We start from the raw sequence: 17,460 nt of genomic DNA, 5'->3' as shown, positions 1-17,460 counted from the left end.
CGGTGCCATAATAATTGTCATAAAATAGACTTGCTTCCAAAGGACATGTAACAGGATTTCAAACAATCTCCCCAGTATCGCCTGTTATCATCAGTAAGATCCCTGACAGGGAATACTGCAATCCGGACTGAAACAGTCCCGCTTTTACGCTGCAACATCCGAAAACCTGTGTTATTTTCATGACTCTGATTGCATTTATTTTAGGAAACGCACGGTTTTGAGATAGCGCAATCTTCCCTTTCATGGTCCGGTGCCTTAGGTTGCACGCAACAGCCGCCTTTTGTGGCAAATGATTTCAATCCTTCCGGGACAGTCCAACCATGCTCAAACGGATAGCTGCCGCTGTCATTGGCCTTGGTGCCGTGGGAGGCATCGGCTTTCTTGCCTATGCCTGGTACCCCGCCATCGCCCCGATCCCCCGGCCCGCCGCATCGTCGTTCTCCGCTGACGCCATCAGCCGTGGCGCCATCGTCGCGAATGGCGGCTATTGTGCGGAATGTCATACCCGCGTGGATGGCACCCCCGGCCCCGAACTGGCCGGCGACTTCAAAATGGCCACGCCGTTCGGCGATATCTTCTCGTCCAACATCACTCCGGACGAGCAGTGGGGAATCGGCAACTGGTCTCTGGCCGCGTTCAAGCGCGCCATGAACAAGGGCATCGCCCGCGACGGCTCCCAGCTCTATCCGGCGTTCCCGTTCGACCACTTCACCAAGGTCAACGACCAGGACGTCTCGGATCTCTACGCCTATCTGATGACGCGCCCGGCCATTCATCTCAAGCCGCGCGACAACACCGTTCCCTTCCCGATCAACATCCGCCTGATCGGTCAGGGCTTCTGGAAACTGCTGTTCTTCACGCCGGGCCGCTACCAGAACGACCCCAAGCATGATGCCCAGTGGAACCGCGGCGCCTATCTCGCCGAAGGTAACGAACACTGCGGTGCCTGCCACACGCCGCGTAATCTTCTCGGCGCCGAGAAAATGAGCAAGGTCTATGACGGCGCTGTCATCGACGGCTGGATCGCGCCGCCCCTAAACGACCATAACCCGACGCCAGTCGTCTGGACCGAAGACGAATTGTTCCAGTATCTGCGCTTTGGCGTGGCTCCGCTGCACGGTTCGGCCGCAGGCCCGATGTCCCCTGTGCCGCATCGCTTCCTGTCGAAAATCCCCGAGGAAGACGTACGCGCCATCGCTCATTATTATGCAGATGTGGACAAGGCCGCACAGCGCAGCGGCGGCGATCAGGCCGCGATTGCCCGCGCCATGCACATGTCCGGCATCAACCTGACCGGCCCGCTGACGCAGGATCCCGATGCCCGTCTGTATCAGGCCGCCTGTGGCGCCTGCCATTACAACTCCGGCCCGAACCCCGTGCTCGGCCGCCCGGAACTGGCTCTGAACAACGCGCTGTGGCTGGATGAGCCGAACAACCTCTATCAGGTCATGCTGCATGGCATCACCGCAGAGGAAGGTCAGGATCACATCTCGATGCCGAGCTTCTATTCCGGCCTGTCCGACCATGACATGGCCCGCATCGCCGCGTATCTGCGTCGCACACGCACCACGCTTCCCCCCTGGACGGATCTGGAAAAGAAGGCCGCCAGCGCGCGCGCCACGCTTGAAGCTCCGCCCATCACCGCTTCGCACTGATCCGGGCAGGACTGGGAATACAGGACATGACCACGAAATTTGAACTCAACGGACAGCCCGTTACGGTCGACGCCCCGGCAGACACCCCCCTGCTCTGGGTCATCCGTGACGACCTGAACATGACCGGCACCAAGTTCGGCTGCGGCATCGGCGAATGCGGTGCCTGCACCGTCCATGTCGGCGGCCGCGCCACACGCTCCTGCATCACGCCGCTTTCCGCCGTGGAAGGCGCTTCGATCACCACGATTGAAGGACTGGACCCGGAAGGCAACCACGTCGTTCAGGTCGCCTGGCGGGATCAGCAGGTGCCGCAGTGCGGCTACTGCCAGTCCGGTCAGATCATGCAGGCCGCAAGCCTCCTGAAGGACTATCCGAACCCGACGGACGATCAGATCGACGGCGTGATGGGGGGCAGCCTCTGTCGCTGCATGACCTATATCCGCATTCGCAAGGCCATCAAGGAAGCTGCTTCCAAGCAGCAGGAAGGCGCCAACAATGGCTAAAATCGAACAGATTGCGAAAAAGAGCGACGCCGCGCGCCTCTCACGCCGCAACTTCCTGATGACGGCCGCTGGCGGTGGACTGATGTTCGGCTTCGCCCGCAAGGCCGGTGCCGCCGTAACGCTGCCCTCCCCGATGCCGCCGGAAGCCGCGTTCGAGCCGAATATCTGGTGCGCCATCGCCCCTGACGGCGCGATCAACGTCAACATCGTGCGCGCCGAAATGGGCCAGCATGTCGGCACCGCGCTCGCCCGCATCATCGCGGACGAAATGGATGCGAGCTGGGACAAGATCAAGATCACCGAGGTCGACACCGCGCCCAAATGGGCCGGGAAATACGTCACCGGTGGGTCCTGGTCCGTCTGGGACACATGGGACACCTTCCGTCAGGCCGGTGCCGCAGCCCGCAGCGTGATGCTTGAAGAAGGCGCCAAGCTGCTCGGCACGACGCCGGAACGCTGCACCGTCAGCGAAAGCGTTGTTTCTGCTGGCGGCAAGAGCGTGTCCTTCGGCGACATCGTGGCCCGCGCCAAGCCGACCCGGACCTTCACGCCCGAAGACATGGCGAAGCTGCCGCTCAAGCCGGTCGCGGACCGCCGCCTCATCAGCAAGCCGGTTCCAGCACTCGATATCCCGGACAAAACGACCGGCAAAGCCATTTACGGCATCGACGTCAAACTGGACGGCATGCTGTATGGCCGCCCGAAAATGCCACCGACGCGCTATGCCTCGAAGGTCGTCTCCGTGGACGACAGCGCCGCGAAGAAAATCCCCGGCTATGAGCGCTATGTGGTGCTGGACGATCCGTCCGGAATCGTTCCGGGCTGGGTCGTGGCGCTGGCCAAGACCTATCCCGCTGCGATCCGCGCCGCCGACGCCCTGAAAGTGCAGTGGAATCCCGGCCCGACGATCCATGTCTCCGAAGCGGACATCATCGAACACGGCCGCAAGCTGACGCTCAATCCGAAGAACGGCGCCTGCGTCTTCAACGACAAGGGCGTGGACGAAGCGCTTGCGATCCATCCCAATCAGGTCTTCGAACGCAGCTATACCTGCGCATCCGTCGCGCATTACCAACTTGAGCCGGTCAATGCCGTGGCGCGTCATATCGACGGCATGTGGGAAGTTCATACCGGCAACCAGTGGCAGTCCCTCATTCTGCCGCAGCTCGCCAAGTCGCTTCAGGTTCCCGAAGAGCAGGTCGTCATGCGGACCTATATGCTCGGCGGTGGCTTCGGGCGCCGTCTGAACGGCGATTACTGCATCCCGGCCGCTCTGGCCTCTAAAGCCATCGGGGGCGCGCCGGTCAAGCTGATCCTGACACGCTCCGACGACATGGAGCTGGACTCCATCCGCTCGCCGTCCTTTCAGAACATCAAGGTCGCGCTCGACAACGATCGCAAAAAGATCACGACGATGGACTATGTCGCGGTCGCAGGCTGGCCAACCCAGGTCATGGCTCCGGCCTTCCTCGCCACGGCTGAAGACGGGAAGAAATACGATCCGTTCGCCATCGCAGGTGCGGATCACTGGTACGACACAGGCCCGACGCGCGTCCGCGCCGTCAGCAACGACCTTGCCAACGCCACCTTCCGTCCCGGCTGGCTGCGCTCGGTCAGTGCAGGCTGGACGCCCTGGGCGCTGGAATGCTTCCTCGATGAGGTCGCTCATTCCACAAAGCAGGACCCGCTGGAATTCCGTCTGTCCATGTTCACGGCGCAGGGCCGTAACGCCGGTCAGGCCCCGAACTCCGTGGGCGGCGCCAAGCGTCAGGCCGCCGTGCTCCAGCGCCTGGCCGACAAGATCGGTTACGGCAAGGAACAGCTTCCCGACGATACGGCCATCGGCATCGCCACCAGCTTCGGTCAGGAACGCGGCATGCCGACCTGGACAGCCGGTGCGGCGCAGGTTCATGTCGATCGCAAGACGGGCATCGTCACCTGCCAGAAGCTCTGGCTGGTGCTGGATGCCGGAATTATCGTTGATCCGGGCGGGGCACTCGCCCAGACCGAAGGCGCGGCGCTCTGGGGCCTCAGCATGGCCATGTTCGAGGGCACCGAAATCGTCGATGGCACGATCAAGGATCGCAACCTTAACACCTACACCCCGCTGCGTCTCCCCGACGTGCCGGAGATGGACATCGAGTTCGTCCAGAATACCGAAAAGCCCACAGGCCTTGGTGAGCCGGGTGTTACGGTGATCGCGCCTGCCATTGGCAATGCGATCTTCAACGCCGTCGGCGTCCGCCTGCGGCACCTGCCGATGCGACCTGCTGATGTGCGCCGCGAACTGCAACAGCACCCACGCTGAGCCGTCAGCCCATCAGGAAAAGGCCGTAGCCCCAGCCGGGACTGCGGCCTTTTTCATACAGGATCATAGGCCCGAACCCGTCATCCGGGCAGGAGGGTCTTGCCAAGCCCCCCGAAAGTCGTGACAGACTGCAATGTTCTGGACCCAACAGGCCCCGAACGATGCGCCGCCGGGAAAAGGACAAACTGTGAGCTGGTTTTACGAAGACCATGGCACCCGGAAGGGACCGGTGTCCGCAGACGGCATGAAAGCCCTCGTGACCGAAGGCATCATCGGGCATTCCACCCTGTGCTGGACCGAGGATTTCGGCGGCGAATGGCACCCGGCCGGAAGCTGCGTCTTCTGGCCTCCGCAACCCGAAGGCGTCCCTCCGGCCCTACCGGCCAGCCTGATCTCGAACCGCTGGCTATGGCTCAGTCTGGTTGGACCGTTTTTTGGCAGCATGGCGGTCAGTGTCCTTCAGGGTTTCGGACTCATCCCTGATTTCGCCAGCAATTTTGCATCCATGATCGTGAGCATCGGCATTTTCTACATGGCTCTCGTCATGGACCGTCGCAGCCTGCTCGCTGCCGGTTTTCGCCCCGGCACGATCCTGTGGATCCTGCTGCCACCGCTTTATTTCTGGCGCCGTATCCAAATTGTCGGACACGGCATGCTGCTCTTTTTCCTGTCGGTTCTGGTATTTCTGTGCGAATTCGTTCCAGCGCTCACCACGGGGTGGCACATCTTCCCGGATGTCGGCCTGTCGGATTACGTCTCCCGCCGCTACTACGAGCTGTAAGGTTCAGCAGTACCGGCGATAAAAAGCCTCGACGCTGCTTGCCGCCGTGGCGATCCGGTAACGGGACATATCCCACTGACGCGGCGCCGCAGCTTCAAGACGCCGCAACCCGGCCATCAGCGCCTCCAGACAACCGGACGGCAGCAAACATTCCGGCGCATCTGCCAGAATATCCTTCACCCCACCCGCCGCCGTCGCACAGACCGGCAACCCAGCCTCCATGGCTTCCAGCAGCACCAGCCCGAACGGTTCGTGACGTGAGGGCACGACGAACGCATCGAACGCGGCCAGAAGATCGGGCATGTCCGTGCGATAGCCGGTGAAAAGAATGTCTGCCCGGCCCTGCGCCGCTTTTTGCAGCGCACACCGCTCCGGGCCATCCCCGACCAGAACCAGCCGGGTCTCGGGTCTGAGACCGGCCTGTTTCCACGCCTTTATCAGAAGCTGGAAATTCTTTTCCTCAACCATCCGACCGGCTGCCCCGATCACGACCCCGCCCTCAGGAATCCGCCACTCAAGCCGCATCCGCTCCCGCAAAGCCGCCCGACATGCCGCCGTGGAGTGGGGAGGAACCGTCCAATTGGGGATCAGCGCGCACGCTTCACGCTGTCGTTCCGGCAGAACATCGCGCTGCCAGGACGCGATACAGACCAGCCCGTCATGCGTGCCATAGCTACGACCGCGATAGGAGGTGTGCAACGTCGCAACGACAGGCACCGATCCCGCAAGCCCTGCCCGGCGTAGCCAGCTCGCCCGGGCAGAGGCCCGCCCGAGATGGGTATGAACAATATCGTGCCGCCCGCTGCGAAGCTCTGCGGCCAGTGCGGGTAGATAACCCGCACGCCCAGCCCGCACGATTTTTACATCAGGACACAGAAACCCCTGAATGTCCCCGCCCGTGCGCGCATCGGTCGTTTTGCGTTCCAGAAGCAGCGTGACGTCATGGCTCCGCGCCTGAATGGCGGAGAGTTCCGCAAGATGTCGCTCCGTTCCCGCAAATTCCCGGGTCGAGAGACAATGCAGAATTCGCAGTCGGGATGTCACGCGCGTGTTCCTTGATGGGCGTGGCGAAGAAACCGGATATCAGGAGTTCACCGCCCCCCGGCCGTGCCCCAGACGCCTTCAATGACCGGGCCACTACGGCTGGACATGCGCTGGAACGGCGGACGCGGCTGACAGGCCACCAGATAAAGACCAATCGTAAAGAGAAGCTGGGAAATCGTCGTCAGCTGCGTCACCAGCCAGATGAAATCGGGCGCGCCCAGACCCCGGAACAGCTGGTACCCCAGAAAGGCCAGAGACAGCAGCCGCATGGCCCGGAGCAGCGGACGCAGCGGATTGAGCATACCAGGCCGAACCATGGGCGCAGAACGCCTCATGCCCAGAAAGAACGCCAGACTGACGCACCAGATCAGCGTGCTGTCGATCATGTTGCCCAGACTGGCCCCGAACAGCAGCATCGGCAGCAAAAGAGAAAGCCCCTCCAGCATCAACGCCCCAAGCTGACAGCTCAGGCCGAGATGGAGCGGCGTCAGACGCGCTGGAAGACGATCCGCCAGAGGCTGGAACAGCCGATCGAGCAGCCAGTCATCCACTTGGGCAATGCGTTCAGGTAAAGTCATCACACATACTTTATCCGCCTCTCCGCTCTACTGCACATAATTTTTTCTTCATCCGGCCGTCAGATACAGCGCTTCAGACACGGGTTACACATGGTGGACAGAAACCGACGCAACAGCTTTACTCTTTTGTGAAGATACGTTTCTCCTCAGGAAAGTTCTGAACCGATGTCCGCACTCTCCCGTCTCTCCCGCCTGTCGCTGCTGGCAGCCACCATGCTTGCCCCTCCGGTTCTGGCGGGCGCGCATGCCGCACCTGAAGCAGCGCCGGTGGCGAGTGCCGCTCCGGCGACGGTCACGCGGGCAACGCTCTCAAACGGATTGCGGGTGATCGTGGTGCGCGACACACTCGCCCCGGTCGTGCAGACCATGCTGAATTACGAGACTGGCTCCGTAAATGCACCGAAGGGCTTTCCCGGCACGGCCCATGCGCTCGAACACATGATGTTCAACGGTTCAAAAACTCTCTCGCGCGACCAGCTTTCCACCATCAGCGCGCAGCTCGGCAACAACGACAACGCCGACACGACCTCTGACGTCACGCAATATTACTTCAAGGCCCCCGCCAGCGATCTGGACGTTCTGCTGAAAATCGAAGCCGGACGGATGCGCGGCCTGAACATTACCGAAGCCGAATGGGCGCATGAGAAAGGCGCGATCGAACAGGAAGTCTCGCGTGATCTCTCCAGCCCGATCTACCGCTACCTCTCACAGATCCGCGCAGCCCTGTACGCGGGCACACCCTACGAACACGACGCTCTCGGCACGCGCCCGTCCTTTGACGCGACCACTGCTCCGCTGCTGAAAAAATTCTATGACACATGGTACACGCCCAACAACGCCGTTCTGGTCATCACCGGCGACGTGGACCCGCAGGAAACGCTGAAAAAGGTCGAAGCCGCTTTCGGCAGCATTCCGGCCAACACTCTTCCCGAACGCGGCACCGTCTCCCCGACCCCGGCCAAGGCCCAGAGCATTTCCCTCGACACCGACCTGCCGATTGGTCTCGTGACGATGGCATGGCGGATGCCGGGACAGCGGGACCCCGATTATGCGGCGACAACCCTGCTCGCAGACGCCATCAGCAGCCAGCGCGCCGCCCTGTTCGCCCTCGTGCCTGAAGGCAAGGCACTCGATACGGGCTTTATGTATGACCCTGATGCGCAGGCCGGGCTGGGCGTCGTGTATGCCGGCTTCCCCAAAGGTGCCAATCCCGACGGACTGCGGACGGCCGTTGCGGCCATCATGGAAAATTTCCGCACGCACGGCATTCCGGCCGAACTGATCGAAGCCGCCCGCCGCAAGGAAATCGCAGCGCTTGAGTTCAACGCCAACAGCATTTCCGGCCTCGCCGAAAGCTGGTCGCAGGCCGTTGCCATCCAGCATCTGAACGATCCGCAGGACATGCTCGCCGCTTTCCGCAGCGTCACGAAAGAACAGGTCGACGCGCTGGCGAAAAAACTGCTCGATCCGGCCCATGCCATCAGCGCGACCCTGACGCCAAGCGCTTCGGGCAAACCTGTGGGCCAGAAGGGCTTCGGCGGTGCGGAATCCTTCAATACCCCCCCTGCGGGCAAAGTCACCCTGCCGGACTGGGCGCAGCAGGCTCTTGCCCGTCTGACGATCCCTGCCGCAGCACCTCTGCCCACGACATACACGCTCCCCAACGGACTGCATCTTCTCGTCCAGCCCGAACATGTCAGCCATACGATCGAACTGATCGGCAGCATCCGCCAGAACGCGGACCTCGAACAGCCTGCCGGGCAGGAAGGCGTGGCAGACGTCACGCAGCAGATGTTCCTCTACGGCAGCAAAACGCATGACCGTCTGGCCCTCGCCCGCGCGCTCGATGACCTTTCGGCAGACGAAGAAGCCGGTCCGTCCTTCTCACTGAGCACGCTGACGCCGAACTTCGAAAAGGGCCTCGCCCTGCTGGCCGATCATGAACTGAGCCCGGCTTTCCCGGAAAAGGCCTTCCGCGTCACCCAGATGCAGGCCGCGCAGGCGCAGGCCGGTGAGCTTCAGTCGCCCGGCTACCGTTTCGGCCGCGCCGCCCGCAAGGCGCTCGTCCCCCCGCAGGACCCCACCCTGCGTGAAGCCACGCCTGCCACGATCAGCAAGCTCACACTGGCGGACGTTCAGGCCTATTATGCCCACACCTATCGCCCCGACCTGACCACCATCGTCATCGTCGGCGACATCACCCCCGAGGCCGCGAAGGCGGACGTCGAAAAGGCGTTCGGCGGCTGGAAGGCCACAGGACCCAAGCCTGACGTCGATCTGCCCGCAATCCCCCTCAGCCGCGCCTCTCAGGCCGTGGTCGCGGATCCGGGCCGTTCGCAGGACGAAGTCAAACTCGTCGAGACCATCGGCATGAAAGTAACCGACCCGGATCGTCACGCCCTTGCCGTTGGCAACACGATCCTCGGAGACGGGTTCTCCTCGCGCCTGATGCAGGATCTGCGCGTCAAGACGGGCTATGTTTACGGCGCCGGAAGCGGTTTCAATTATTCCCGCACCCGTAGCGGCTTCGGCATTACGTTCGGCGCTGATCCCGACAAGGTCAGCAAGGCCCGCGCACTTGCCGTGAAGGATGTCGAAAACATGCGGACCACCCCCGTCTCACAGGAAAGCCTCGACCTCGCCAAGGCCACCCTTCTGCGCAGCCAGCCCATGTCCCGCGCCAGCTTCAGCGCCCTGGCCGGAAGCTATCTGTCCCTGATCGCGCTGGACCTGCCGCTCGACAGTCAAGCCAAGGCCGCGCAGGCCATCTATGACATGACCCCACAACAGGTGCAGGCTGCTTTCCGCAAATGGGTCCGCCCGACCGATCTCGCCCAGATCGTCATGGGCCCACAGCCGAACTGAACCGGCTTTCAAACAAAAAAAGGCCGCGGAACTAATTCCGCGGCCTTTTTTATGAGGGTCGTCCTGAACGAGGGTCAGTCGATCAGGCCCTCGTCTTTCAGAACACGCAGCGCATACTGAATGCGGTGCCGGTACAGATGCTCGGCCTGCGTCCGCGCCTGCGCCTTGCGCGCCATCTTCACACGCAGTTCGTTGTTGTCGAGATAGGTCGCAACCAGTCGTTCGAAATCAACACGGTTCGAGAAAACCGGGATTTCATCAGCCGAATAATAACGACGGATTTCATGGGTGTCTTCATGGAACACCTGAAACGCCCCGGCCAGCGCAGCCTCGAACGTCCGTGGTCCCGGCGTGGAAGGCGCAATGACGAAGCGCTTGTTCTCGAAGCTCAGGGAGCGGCCCAGATTCAGGACTAGCTTGGAACGACGGTATAGTTCTACAAGCTGCGACTTCTCAATCCGGGCATCGGAAAACCCGATCCCCAGTTCGCCCCAGCCCGGCCCAACGATCTTGATGTTCAGATCCCGTAGCGCTGGCAGGAGATTGCGGACGATATCCTTGCGGTTGGTGAACGCAACACCACAGAACAGGACGTCGATCGTCTTTTCCGCATGATCTTCGATCTCGCCGTAATGCAGCTTGGGGCAGGCCGCCAGCGGCAGATGGAACACCCTCTCGCGCTGGTAGAAATTATGGCCCCAGCGATCACAGGAGAAAATCACATCGAAATCGTCGGCAATGCGATAATTCGCATCCTGTTCGTAGGGATCTTCCGTCGCCCAAAAAACCGTTACAGCGCCGATCTTCTTCGCTTCACGACAAACCTCACCGAAATAGGTGCTTTCGGGAAGATAGGAGCCGATGGCAAAGACGATCGTCGGCTTGAGGAACCGGATGGAGCTGGCTGCGGCCGAGATATGAACGGCCGTGACATTTTCCTCGCCAAAACAGTCCGCCCAGCCATCCATGATGGACTCACGGATCTGGGTGTTGGCCTGACTTTCATACCGCCCACCGCTACAGACGAGCACCCGGCCGGTCATTCCGGCTGGTGCGCTATCCGTCACGCTGACGTTTTCGACGTCCACGACCGTATCATTCACTGCGTCCATAACCTTCCTGCTCTCCCCAAACTTCTAAAACCGGTCGTATCCGGTCCGTCATGCCATGCAGCTCTGAACAATCTCAGACAGTGTCTGTCGGAAATCGGCCGGAGAACAGTCCCGCTCGACAGCCGCAAGGGCTCCGCTGCGCAGAGTCTCCCACAGTTCTCCGTCCCGATAAAGCCGTTCCACAGCCGCCGCGAAAGCCTGCGGATCATCCGCCGGAGCCGCCAGAATCTCGGCACCCTCAGCCCAGCCAAGCTGCTGTTGAAGCAACGTCGTCACGACCTGCGGCAGACCATAAGACGCTGCTTCATGGACCTTGAAGGGAATACCCCCCGCAAACCGCGTCGGCGCGACAAAAACCCTGTGCCGGTCGAACAGCTCCCGCGGATCCCCAACAGGCCCCACGATCTCGACCCGGCTGTTTGTCGAAAAGACCGTCATATCCACATCCGGCCCGACAAAACCCGCAATCGTAAAATGGACATCCGGCGGCAAAACCCTGTCCAAAAGAGGCAGAACGCTCTCCACGAACCAGACAAGACTGTCATGGTTGGGGGCACCCTCGTCATGAATCGCGCCAAAGAACAGGATGTTGTGACGGTTCTCGAACGGGGCGGGGGTCGGCTGGGGGCTCAGCTCATGTCCAAGTACCGAGACATTCACACAACCCGCACGGCGCGCGAGTTCGGCATCATGGGCCGTCACCGTCAGGACCTTCTGACAGAAACGGGCACAGTCCAGTTCCTGCTGAAGCATCTCGTCGAAACTGATCTCCGGAGCCGGAAGGCCCAGAATCCGTATCCGCTCCAGCGTCCGCGGCGTGGCAATCACCTCCGTATCCAGAACTGGTCCGGCGACCGGAAGATAGCGGCTTGATTCATTGAGCAGCGGCAGAAGGCGTTCCAGATTATGCGTGCGGCCGATCCAGACCAGATCGTAATATCCCACACGTTCCTGAATAAAATCGGCAAAGCTGGAAAAATTACGGTCGACGATCAGTTCCACCGTTTCGGGAAAATCCCCGAACAGGTCGATAGATGTCTGATCCCGCAGCAGAACGGGAAAAACCGTCACCTGATACCCAAGAGCCGTCATCTCGCGGATGATGTCGTTGGAACGGACATAGCCCGATCCCAGACGACGCAGCGGCAGACGATCTTCGATGAAAAGAATTCGCCTGCGCTGGCTGACGCGATGTTCACGGCCAAGCACGGCATTGCGGATATGGGCGGGCTGCTGATGCCGCAGGAAATCCTGTTGCAGACGCGCAAAGGTTTTCAGGTTACCGCGGATCAGGGCATGAGAGCCGGCCGCACCTGAACTTCCGAATTCCAGATGCTCGATGACCACGCTCGGATCATAGACAATCCGCTTCCCGGCCTTGAGAATCCGCACACACAGATCCGCATCCTCAAAATAAGCGGGCATGTAACGCGGATCATATCCGCCAAGACGACGCAGCAGTGCAGTCCGCACCATCAGAAAAGCGGCTGAACAATAATCCACGTCCCGAACAAAATTGGCGCTCGTCAGGTTCGGGTCGTCCTCACGCAGATAGCCGTAAGTCGCTCCGTCCCGCCAGATGATCGATCCGGCTTCCTGAAGACGCATGTTTGTCCGGATCAGTTTGCCGCCGACAGCCCCGATATCAGGTTGCCCATGAAACCGCTTCAGGGCGTGCAGAATGGCATCGGGATAAAGGCGGATATCGTTGTTCAGATACAATGTAAGCGGCGCTTCCGCTTTTTCCAGCGCAAGATTACAGCCCTGAAGATATCCGATGTTGTGCCTGAAACGCAGGACCGTGGCACCACGCACCATCCGGCCGATATGCCGCGTCTGGTCATGAGAACCGGAATCCACGAGGATGAGTTGAATATTTCCGCCATAGTTGGCACGCAGGGATGCCAGCGCCTGTGCCGTCAGGGCGATCCGGTCATAAACCACCATCAGCACACTGACTTCGGGCACGCCATGAACGGTGAAATCCAGCGGATGGCGGACCAGTGACGGCAGGATGGCTTCAGCCTCACGTTCGAACAGCGTCCGGGACTGTTCCTCTGGAATGGCGGAAACAGCCGCAAGAGCCGCCATCCGACCCTCGCCCAGACCCGTGCGCCCCGCCACAAGATGGGCAAACGCGCTGTCATACAGACGATTGCGCACATCGTTGCGGACCTGCGTCTGTGACATATGGGCCGCAAGATCCACGCCTGCCTGCGGAATACGGCCTTCCTGCGCACCGTAACGGACGAAATGATCATAACCGTTACGAAAAAAACCATGCTCCAGCGACGGAAGAATGTCGGGATGGGCCGAAGCGTAGAACTGTTCGGAAAAGAACTCCTGAGGATCGAAAAGCCGCGGCGTTTCGTTCGTAAGATAATGATGAAGCGCGCTTGAATAATGTCCGGCAGCGATCTCCTGACGGACTTCGGGATAACGCGTCAGATACCACACCGGATCGAAATACCAGGATACGCGTCCAGCATCGGCAACATGCGCCGACAGACCAAGCCAGGAGCCGAACAGGCCAATCCGGCTGTCGAAATGATCCGGAAATGTCAGCGCCAGTTCCCGGCAGAGTTCATCATCGAAGAAATGATGCCCCCGGTAGTAATGACTTTCGCCGATCTCAAGAAAATGATCGTAACCGTTGAGAAAGCCGTTTTCGGTCAGAAAACGCTGTGTCAGCTCCGGATAGCGGCGGCGATAGCCCGGTTCATCAAACAGCCAGTGTGGCGCATGGGTTTTGTAACCCGTCGCGATATAGTGCTCAAACCCTGACGCCCACTCTTCGCGGATGAGACCCTGACGCACATCCTTGTGGGTCTCGCGATACCACGCTTCGTCAAAATACCGATTGGGAGAATGTCCGTAACGCTGGCCCGTCTGCTGATAGAACTCATACGGCCCCTCCTGCCCCTCTTCCCGCATCCAGTCCCGAACCTCGGGATAGCGCAACAGATACCACTGCGCATCAAAGCGGGACCATCTAGGGATACGCTTCTCTGACAGTGGCGCTGCAACACTTTCAGACATCAGGGGCAAGCCTCCCGCTCGCAGGTCAGGAAATGATCTTTGTCGCGAGAAGACGCTCGGCACGCTCGACGTCATGGGGTTGCACGTCCGTCCGTTCGACCGTCAGGACAGCCCCCTCGGCAAATGTCACGACGATATCCGTCATTCTCGATCCGTACACATCTCCCACGACGTTCACGAGAATGAAGCGATAGACACCATCGAGCGGACGCGCATAGCCTTCACGCGGCAGGAACTCCCCCCTAAACCCGACGCAGAGAGGCGCGTCCCGGTGAACCTTGCCGACATCGGTTCGGGCTACCCGGTCCATTGCAAAGAAGATGATTTCCTCCCGACTTTCCGAAACCAGGCCGCCATAAACCTGCCCGGCTCGGGACAGATTACGGAAGAATATCCATCCGCAGACCACCAGAGGAGATTCAGGATCGGAGGGAAGAGGGAGATCACCGATCAGCCCACTGAACTCGTCGATGAAATACTCCAGAGCACCCGCCGTGTATGGATGCATCGAATGTTTGCCGACACCGGACAGTTTGACATTCCGCATCAGACCATCGCTGTGAGAAACACGATGGAAGTCAGACAGGACAAGATCGTTCGACGGAACACTGCGGGCAATGTCCCGGATCTGGCCGCCTTCAACCTCGATCTGAATCGGAGTCAGCTGGAACGCACCCTGACCGTTGATCACATTGATCAGACCGACGCGGAAACGCCCTTCACACCATTTGCCACGCAGAGCAACCTTCCCCGAGAAACCGGCACGCCGGGGTGCATCGACGAAAAGCTCCGCGATATCGCCCCTGATTTCGCGCTGGCATTCCAGAAAAATCATCGGACTATCCGGATCTTCGCCGATCAGAACTGTGAACATCTGCCCGGCAGAACTCACACCGGGAAGGATCATCCAGCCTCGGATATGGAACTCGGAAGCCCCCTGGAAAACGTCTTCCTCCAGACCGGAGAAAACATGATGGCAGATATCGTCGATATAGCACTCCGCACCCTGCACGGAGAACCAGTCCGAAATCGCGACCGGCAGCTCCACAGACAGGTCACGGGCGGTCGGAGGGTCGAAAATATGACGCGGCGGAGCCTGATGACGCCATGATGCATGCGGCAGCAGGTGAACCTGCCCGGCATCCAGACGCAGCTCGGACACGCCCATTTCACGCCGCGGGGCCGTGTCGTGATAAAGGGCGAGAAGCTCGTCCGCATAGTCTCGCGCATGGGTCCAGAGCGCGGGCGTAATGTTCTGCATGATCTGACGGCGCAGCGGCTCGGAAGAACGCAGAAGCTCCAGACGCTCAAGCACCATGCTGGGACGGCTGATGGGAACCTTGAAACCGTTGACACCGTCTTCGACGCGGTCTCCCAAAGCCCCGACATCCGTCACGATGGGAATAAGCCCGTTCTGCCATGCTTCGGAGAGGGAAATGCAATATGTTTCGGGCCAGATCGACAGGTTCAGTGCGACATCCGCGACTTTCAGCGCGTCAATGTCCCCCATGTCGTAACGGCCATAAATCTTGACATTCGCACGGGGGACAGCCGTCAGCACCGCCTCATATTCCGGGCTCAGATATCCGAAAATATGAAAAACGAAATGATCTGGATGCGCGATCTCGATCAGGCTGAGGATCGTGTCTGCACCCTTGGTCCGCAGGAAATTTCCGACAATCGCGACGCCGAGGGGGCGTTCCCCGAGAGGTTGATACGCTTTTCTCAGAACCGGAACCGTATTGTCCGGGCTCGGAATACCCATCACGAGGCTGCGCTTGCTATCGAGCACCGGATAGATCTCATGCGTCAGATTACGCGAGTGAACCGTCCCGAACAGGATAGCATCAACCGAGTGCAGCATCTTCGCCACGAAGGCGCGGCGAGTCTGCTCCCCACCATGTTCCACATTTTCTGACGCCTTGAGGGTAATGTCAGCCGCGAGAACGGAACGAATCTCGTCTTCGACATAACGCAGCTCATGATTGAGCAGATTGTAACGTGCGGAAAGCAGCCAGAAATCATGGGCGGAGAAAATCACGCCCGTGCCGTTTGCCTTAGCAATGATCGGCAGCGACAGGGCATGGTGGCCCAGATGCTGGAAATGGACGAGATCAATGTTGTACTGACTGAGAACGCTTGAAAACGCCATTTCTTCGGGCGCATCACACATGGCGTCCTGCCAGCCCACTTCCGGGACGTCAAAACGCTCCAGTTCGTGACCATTGGCTGTTGTCAGGCGGCAGAAATTTCCGCGACGCAACCAGTAGAAATATTCTACGTCACGCGCCAGCAGCGTGCAAAGACCCTGCTGATAGACCTCGACACCGCCCCATGCTTGCTCATGAATTGTGGAATGTGTGCACATCAGCACACGCAGCCGCCTGCGCCGGTGCAGCGGCGCAATCGCATGGGTGCGACGGCCAAAATCGGCTCCGGTAATACTGCGGATTTTCTCAAGTCGATGTTCGTAAAGATGCTGCGACAGAACCGACTTCTGCGCGGCCAGCGCAGCATTGCGACGCGCGCCTTTCTGCTTGAGCAGCTTTGCGATGGCAGCCACGACCTGATTGGCATCCCGGGCCAGCTCAATGCCATTCACTGTTTCGAAATGGGCGGCGTCCATACTTTCCGGAGCTTCCACGACCTGCGCCGCACCCGCCAGAGCGAGTTCGAAAAAACGCGGGCCAGGCGCCGTCGCCTGACTGACTTCGCCATGGCTCGCGTAATCGCGAAACATGGTGAGAGTAACGGCGCTGACATTCGCGAAATCTATGAAAGCCTCATGGCTGATAGGGCGCTGAATGGCGAGAGCCGCCAGATCGGCTGGCAGAGGCGGCAGGAACTCGTTGGTCGGACAGACCAGCTTGAGCCGGGCATCGGGGAACGCCGCAATGACCTTGCGCAGGGTATGGACGCGATTGGGCCACATCGTCCCCGCAAAGAAAATATCGTATTCCAGAGCGTCAGCGGGAAGTACGCTCCGTTCATGGATCGACGGGCTGGCAGCCAGGGGAAGGTAATGTCCCTTGCCATGATAGTATTCGGCGCAGGACGGGTCATTCGTGAAGACAAAGTCAAAAAGCTCGGCATTCTCGACATTGAAATCCCGCATGAAAGGATCTTCAAACGTCCAGAGGATCATGGTTTTGAAAGCAGGACGGACCCGACGGATCAGCGGAAGATTGATGCGCTGGGCGTCCAGACAGATCAGGACATCATGTTCGCCTGAAGCGGCGATCCCCGCAAGGCTCATGTTGTCTGCAACCGCGACATTGTCTTTGCCGAAAAGCGCCTGAGCCGCCCGCTGTACGGCCAATGTCAGATAGGAATTGGGATTGTGGGTATAGTTCGTGTTGTAAATGACCGCCATCAATCTCCTGGGCGCTGACGCCCACTCCCATATTCAATATTGGCCAGCCGTCCGGATTTCAGCAGAGCATGCCTTCCGTTTACGGTATTTTTTTCTCAACGCATCTTCTTGTGTAGCGGATGACACGTTTAAGAAAAAGCCCACCGCAAAAGAATGAATTTTTAATAAAAAAAGGGCCGCCGAAGCGACCCTTTATTCTCCG

General features: G+C 59.9%; 10 protein-coding genes. 5 read left to right on the top strand and 5 right to left on the bottom strand.

Features of this window, described 5'->3' with window-relative positions; translation table 11 throughout:
• Positions 1 to 320 precede the first annotated feature (320 nt).
• The 4 genes from JK176_RS12120 (at position 321) to JK176_RS12105 (ending at position 5,247) form a co-directional block, all read left to right on the top strand.
• Positions 321 to 1,655 carry a cytochrome c gene (locus JK176_RS12120; RefSeq protein WP_194261710.1) on the top strand — a complete coding sequence of 445 codons (1,335 nt, stop codon included), beginning with the start codon at positions 321 to 323 and terminating at the stop codon, positions 1,653 to 1,655.
• 26 nt (positions 1,656 to 1,681) lie between these two features.
• The gene (locus JK176_RS12115) at positions 1,682 to 2,158 is read left to right on the top strand and encodes a (2Fe-2S)-binding protein (RefSeq protein WP_062031771.1); all 477 of its coding nucleotides are present in this window, start codon (positions 1,682 to 1,684) and stop codon (positions 2,156 to 2,158) included.
• Positions 2,151 to 4,466, top strand: coding sequence for a xanthine dehydrogenase family protein molybdopterin-binding subunit (locus JK176_RS12110; protein ID WP_211588068.1), 2,316 nt, complete (start codon positions 2,151 to 2,153; stop codon positions 4,464 to 4,466). The genes JK176_RS12115 and JK176_RS12110 overlap by 8 nt, the downstream gene beginning before the upstream one ends.
• Before the next feature lie 187 nt (positions 4,467 to 4,653).
• The gene (locus JK176_RS12105) at positions 4,654 to 5,247 is read left to right on the top strand and encodes a DUF4339 domain-containing protein (protein WP_211588067.1); all 594 of its coding nucleotides are present in this window, start codon (positions 4,654 to 4,656) and stop codon (positions 5,245 to 5,247) included.
• 3 nt (positions 5,248 to 5,250) lie between these two features.
• On the opposite strand, the gene JK176_RS12100 is transcribed toward JK176_RS12105, so the two are convergent.
• Positions 5,251 to 6,291, bottom strand: coding sequence for a glycosyltransferase (locus JK176_RS12100; protein WP_211588066.1), 1,041 nt, complete (start codon positions 6,289 to 6,291; stop codon positions 5,251 to 5,253).
• A gap of 47 nt (positions 6,292 to 6,338) precedes the next feature.
• A complete protein-coding gene (locus JK176_RS12095; RefSeq protein ID WP_194267611.1) occupies positions 6,339 to 6,869 on the bottom strand; it encodes a hypothetical protein in 531 nt (176 codons plus the stop codon).
• Between the two features lie 165 nt (positions 6,870 to 7,034).
• Between JK176_RS12095 and JK176_RS12090 the strand changes: the two genes are divergently transcribed.
• Positions 7,035 to 9,734 carry a pitrilysin family protein gene (locus JK176_RS12090; RefSeq protein ID WP_211588065.1) on the top strand — a complete coding sequence of 900 codons (2,700 nt, stop codon included), beginning with the start codon at positions 7,035 to 7,037 and terminating at the stop codon, positions 9,732 to 9,734.
• A 74-nt stretch (positions 9,735 to 9,808) separates the two neighbouring features.
• Here the strand turns inward: JK176_RS12090 and JK176_RS12085 are convergent, their stop codons facing one another.
• The 3 genes from JK176_RS12085 to JK176_RS12075 form a co-directional block, all read right to left on the bottom strand.
• Positions 9,809 to 10,777, bottom strand: coding sequence for a glycosyltransferase (locus tag JK176_RS12085; protein ID WP_211588110.1), 969 nt, complete (start codon positions 10,775 to 10,777; stop codon positions 9,809 to 9,811).
• A 117-nt stretch (positions 10,778 to 10,894) separates the two neighbouring features.
• Complete coding sequence (locus tag JK176_RS12080) at positions 10,895 to 13,885, bottom strand: glycosyltransferase (RefSeq protein WP_211588064.1); 2,991 nt, start codon at positions 13,883 to 13,885, stop codon at positions 10,895 to 10,897.
• A 25-nt stretch (positions 13,886 to 13,910) separates the two neighbouring features.
• Positions 13,911 to 17,258: a glycosyltransferase gene (locus tag JK176_RS12075; protein ID WP_211588063.1), complete on the bottom strand. Its 3,348-nt coding sequence runs from the start codon at positions 17,256 to 17,258 to the stop codon at positions 13,911 to 13,913.
• Between the last annotated feature and the right edge of the window lie 202 nt (positions 17,259 to 17,460).

The sequence above is a fragment of the Gluconobacter sp. Dm-73 genome (assembly GCF_018256215.1).
Classification (GTDB): domain Bacteria; phylum Pseudomonadota; class Alphaproteobacteria; order Acetobacterales; family Acetobacteraceae; genus Gluconobacter; species Gluconobacter cadivus.
Note: the sequence above shows the minus strand (reverse complement) of the source record. Positions and strands in the feature narration are given on the sequence as shown.